The organism is Mesorhizobium sp. M7A.F.Ca.CA.004.12.1.1 (assembly GCF_003997835.1).
Taxonomy (GTDB): Bacteria; Pseudomonadota; Alphaproteobacteria; order Rhizobiales; family Rhizobiaceae; genus Mesorhizobium.
In genome coordinates this window covers 1-4,406 of record NZ_RZRK01000516.1, presented here as the reverse complement: position 1 = coordinate 4,406, position 4,406 = coordinate 1, and the positions used below count along the sequence as shown (strand labels likewise).

6 protein-coding genes and 1 pseudogene are annotated in these 4,406 nt (G+C 63.1%); 6 read left to right on the top strand and 1 reads right to left on the bottom strand.

What is annotated here, in order from left to right; all coding sequences use genetic code 11:
* From EN984_RS38965 to EN984_RS23945, 5 genes and pseudogenes are all read left to right on the top strand, one after another.
* Nucleotides 1-164: pseudogene (locus EN984_RS38965) on the top strand (phage tail protein); the annotation flags it as partial.
* A 12-nt stretch (nt 165-176) separates the two neighbouring features.
* Nucleotides 177-683, top strand: a complete 507-nt coding sequence (locus EN984_RS23960; protein ID WP_127267581.1) for a tail fiber protein — start codon at nt 177-179, stop codon at nt 681-683.
* A gap of 10 nt (nt 684-693) precedes the next feature.
* Complete coding sequence (locus EN984_RS23955) at nt 694-1,218, top strand: tail fiber protein (protein WP_127267582.1); 525 nt, start codon at nt 694-696, stop codon at nt 1,216-1,218.
* A gap of 29 nt (nt 1,219-1,247) precedes the next feature.
* The gene (locus EN984_RS23950; RefSeq protein ID WP_127267583.1) at nt 1,248-2,558 is read left to right on the top strand and encodes a hypothetical protein; all 1,311 of its coding nucleotides are present in this window, start codon (nt 1,248-1,250) and stop codon (nt 2,556-2,558) included.
* An 18-nt stretch (nt 2,559-2,576) separates the two neighbouring features.
* Nucleotides 2,577-3,107, top strand: a complete 531-nt coding sequence (locus tag EN984_RS23945; RefSeq protein WP_256754981.1) for a GNAT family N-acetyltransferase — start codon at nt 2,577-2,579, stop codon at nt 3,105-3,107.
* Between the two features lie 299 nt (nt 3,108-3,406).
* Here EN984_RS23945 and EN984_RS23935 read toward each other — a convergent pair whose 3' ends face one another.
* Complete coding sequence (locus EN984_RS23935) at nt 3,407-3,676, bottom strand: hypothetical protein (protein WP_127271859.1); 270 nt, start codon at nt 3,674-3,676, stop codon at nt 3,407-3,409.
* Nucleotides 3,677-4,042: 366 nt separating this feature from the next.
* On the opposite strand from EN984_RS23935, the gene EN984_RS23930 reads away from it, so the two are divergent.
* A partial coding sequence (locus EN984_RS23930) for a SapC family protein (protein ID WP_164765604.1) occupies nt 4,043-4,406 on the top strand: 364 nt, incomplete at its 3' end.

Sequence of the window (4,406 nt, the reverse complement as noted above, 5' to 3'; positions counted from 1 at the left end):
GGGTGGTTCCGGGGCGGCTGTATAGCGATTTCGCGAACGTGACGACGCTGAGCCCGAGCACAATTACCAGTGTCGGCGGCAGTCAGGCACATCTCAACATGCAGCCGTTCCTGACGCTGAGCTTCTGCATTGCCCTGCAGGGCATTTTCCCTTCGCCGAATTAAGGAGGCGCGATCATGGCACAGCCTTATGTTGGTGAGATACGCATGTTTGCCGGCAATTTCGCGCCGGCCGGCTGGATGTTCTGCGAGGGACAGCTTCTGCCGATCTCGGAGAACGAGACACTGTTCCAGCTGATTGGCACGACCTATGGCGGCGATGGCCAGAGCACCTTCGCGCTGCCCGACCTGCGAGGCCGTGTTCCGCTCCATCAGGGCAGCGGCTTCATCCTTGCGGAGACGGGAGGCATAGAGGAAGTCAATCTGACAATTTCCCAGATTCCGTCACACAGCCATCCGATGGTCGCGTCCCTGAGCATTGGTCAAGATACCAGTCCCAGCGGGAAGGTCGTTGCACAGATTGGCGGTGGCGCCTTGCCCTACATCCAGGACACGACCGATACCGACATGGCCCAGCAGGCTGTAACAGCCGTTGGCGGCAGCCAGCCGCACAACAATTTCCAGCCGTATCTTTGCATCAGCTTTATCATTTCACTTTTCGGCATCTTTCCGTCGCCGACCTGAGAGGGACATCATGGCTGACCCGTTCGTCGCCGAAATCCGAATCTTCCCCTTTTATTTCGCGCCCAGGGGCTGGGCGTGGTGCGACGGGCAGTTGCTGCCGCTGTCGCAGAACACGGCATTGTTCTCGTTGCTGGGCACGACCTATGGCGGCAATGGCAAAAGCAATTTTGCCTTGCCCGACCTTCAGGGCCGCTTGCCGATGCACCCGGGGCAAGGACCAGGGCTTTCGCTGCACGATCTCGGCGAGACCGACGGTACGGAAACGGTAAGCCTGCTCGAATCGGAGATTCCTAACCACACCCACGCAATGCGCGACCATGACATCGACCTGGGCGAACTCAATGCGCCGTCCTCGACGCGAAGCCTGGCCAAATCCACCAACGCAACAATCTATACCCCGGCGGCCAACCTGACGCAGATGAGCCCTCAAGCGCTCCCCCCTGCCGGCGGCGACCAGCCGCACAACAACATGCAGCCCTATCTCACCTGCTATTTCTGCATCGCGCTGCAGGGCGTCTTCCCGCCAAGAAGCTGAATTCCGAACCGAAAGGGCAGGACCGTACGATGGCCAAGAACGCAGAACCGAAGTCGAAGGTCCCCGCAGCGAAGACGCCGGCGCCGAAAGCGGCTTCCAGGGCCCGCCCGGCGCCGTCCAGCCCTCCACCCATTTTCCAGCACAAGCCGGCCGGCACGTCGTTTTTCGAACTGTCGCGGCTGATGGTGGTGGGGATCGATTCCGCCAAGGGGCAGTTGATCCAGAAGGCGCAGCTTTCGCCGAACGGGCCATGGCCCTCGGCCTGGTCGTTCATCGCGCCCGGCGCCTGGGTGATCATGACGGCGGGCCTCACCAAGGACGGCCGTGTCGCCGTGGTCGCGCAGCCATCGGGAACCACCAATCTGTCCTTCATCACCGAAGACGCCAACCAGATCGGCCCGGTCGAGAAATGGACCGCGCCGATGAGCATCGGCACGCCGCCCGGCGCCACCTCCTATCAGAAGCTTTCGATGGCGCGCGATGCCGATGGCCGCATCGAGGTCTTCGTCACCGACAATCAGGGCCGCATCTGGTGGATCTACCAGAATCCGGACCAGATCGTGCAGGTGCAGAAAACCATCACGCCGCCCGGCACGACGACACCGATCGTCGTCACCGTCGACGTGCTGACGCCGCCGGCCAAACCGTGGAGCGACTGGATCCAGATCCCCGGCGGCCTGGTGACGGTTTCGGCGATACGCCAGGGTGACGGCCGCATCGCGCTGTTCGGCATCAATTCGAACCTGCATCTCTATCGCTGCCAGCAGGCGAAGGCGCAGGCCTTGAAGGCCGCCGACTGGACGGGTTGGGTGCAGATCGACACGACCCAGACAGGTGGCTTCATCGAGATGGCGCCGGTCATCGGCCCGCTGGGCGCCACCAATTTGTTCGCCCTGACCCAGAACGGCCAGGTGCTGCACACGCGCCAGATGCCCGCCGGATCGGATACGTGGACGCAGTGGGCGACACCCGGCTACTCCAGGGCGCCCAACCAGGCGCTTGCCGCCGGCATCCAGGGCGACGGCGATATCGTGCTGGTCGCGGCCGACCAGCAGCACTTCCTCCAATTCAACGCGCAATGGGATGCCTATACCCAGAACTGGTCGGGATGGCGCGATTTCGGCGCATCCCTTCGCTCGACGCGCCTGACGCTCAACTACAATGCCGACGGCCGGCTCGCTTTGTTCAGCCTGGCGCTCATGCCGGACGGCACCAACGGGCTGTGGACGATCAACCAGATGGGCGTCGACAGTTCCGAATGGGAGTATAACTGGACGTCGCTGACCGACAATAATCTCAAGCAGATCGTCGTCGTGCGCGACCTGACGCCGCCGGTCTGACGGTTGATTTCCGGCAGCGTGGCGGAAGGCAAGCAGGCCCGTCCGGTCTGGCCCCGGTCTGACACGGCCGGGCTCCGCTTTCGTGCGGCAGTGGAGGCGGACTTGCCGTTCCTGTCGCGGCTCTATGCCTCGACCCGCTTCGAAGAACTCGCGGTGACGTCGTGGAGCGAGGCGCAGAAGGCCGAATTCCTCGGCATGCAGTTCCAGGCCCAGCACGCGCATTACCGAAAACACTATCCCGAGGCCGATTGGCTGGTGGTGGAACGCGATAGCGACGACATCGGCCGCCTCTATATCGAGCGCTGGCCAACCCAGCACCGCATCATCGACATCGCCTTCCTGCCGCATCATCGCCGCAAGGGTTACGGCACCGCGCTGCTCTGCGACCTCATCGACGAGGCATGGTTAGCCGGCAAATCAGCGTCGATCCATGTCGAGAAGCACAATCCGGCGAGACGGCTTTATGTCGCGCTCGGCTTCGCGGTCGTCGAGGACAAGGGCGTTTATGACCTGATGGCGTGTGCGCCGCCGGGGGGCGACGATCTATGATCGTCGGAACCGATTTGTTGGCAGATGCGATCATTGTCTATGGTCATCGTTTGCGCTGCCCCTCACCTGCCTGCCGGCATCCTCTCCCCGTATAGTGACGGGGAGAGGGACGCTTTCATCGCGGATTTCGCCAATCTCCAGCGTTGCAAGAAAGGCGCCGGCGTCGCAGCCAGCCACTCTCGCCCCGTTTACGGGGAGAGATGTCCGGCAGGACAGTGAGGGGCGGCGCCGGCGGCAAGGATTGTCGCATCAGGCCCTGTCACGATGCGATAGGCCTGCGTGCAGCCCAAAACAGGGTCCTAATTGAACACCGCCTCGTACAGCCGCCCCGTCGCATCGGCGGCGACCGGCACGATGAAGATCTCGTGGCTGCCGCTTTCCCCCGTGAAAAGATAGGTCGCCTGCGGCAGTGCGATGTCGCGCGGGCCTTTGAACAGCAGCGAGAAGCCGCCGCCCGGGCGCGGGCTGGCGGCGATGGGCTTGACCGCGCTGAGTTCGAGCGGGATCTGCCGGCCGCCGGCTTCGATGGTGAAGGTTTGTCCCTGCTCGAAATCCGACACCGACGCCATTCCGTTTCCCTCAATCTGTCCGCCGGAGCGGTTCAGCGTTCGGATCGCTGATCCGATCCGGCTTTTGTTTCTTCGCAATCGCCAGGGGAAAACCGCTCCACACTTTTCCTGGATTTGCTCCAGCGGAGGCACTGTCGCCGCTTCGCCGCAAGCTGTCCAGAGGCGGGCAGGCTGGCGGTCGTGTTCCCAAGGCAATCGGCCGCCGCAATCCCAAAATACAGCACCGCCTGTCCTTTTATGCGCGCAAGAGACGCTGTAGTACTTTGTTCCTGCGCGGGATTCCTTTCGACCCAAGATCAGCGCAAACAAGCATAGATCCCGGCTTCGGGACCATTGGCAGCCTGATGGGCGTGCGGGAGACGGATGATGGCTGATGCAAAGACGGAAGTGACGGGCGACGCGATGCCGCTGTTCTATTCGAGGCCCGAGGCGCTCAACCCGGCGCGGCACGGCTCGCTGGGCCTGACCGCGCGCAGCGATTTCGGCTTCGCCCGCTCGGCGCACGCCATTCCGGTGGTGGCGTCGGAAATGCCGGCGGCGATGCGCTCCTACCCAATCGTCTTCATCGGCCCGGGCAAGGCGCCGGTGATCATCACCGGCGTGCGTCAGAACGAGAACCTGTTCGTCGGTGCCGAAGGCAAATGGACCGCGCCGCACTACATCCCCGCCTATGTCCGCCGCTATCCCTTCATTCTTGCCGAAGACCCGACATCGGCCGGCCGGCTGACGC

Excerpts from the sequence above, each read along its gene's own strand:
- EN984_RS23950 (WP_127267583.1), top strand. The coding sequence starts at position 1,248 with ATGGCCAAGAACGCAGAACCGAAGTCGAAGGTCCCCGCAGCGAAGACG.
- EN984_RS23960 (WP_127267581.1), top strand. The coding sequence starts at position 177 with ATGGCACAGCCTTATGTTGGTGAGATACGCATGTTTGCCGGCAATTTC.
- EN984_RS23955 (WP_127267582.1), top strand. The coding sequence starts at position 694 with ATGGCTGACCCGTTCGTCGCCGAAATCCGAATCTTCCCCTTTTATTTC.
- EN984_RS23935 (WP_127271859.1), bottom strand. The coding sequence starts at position 3,676 with ATGGCGTCGGTGTCGGATTTCGAGCAGGGACAAACCTTCACCATCGAA.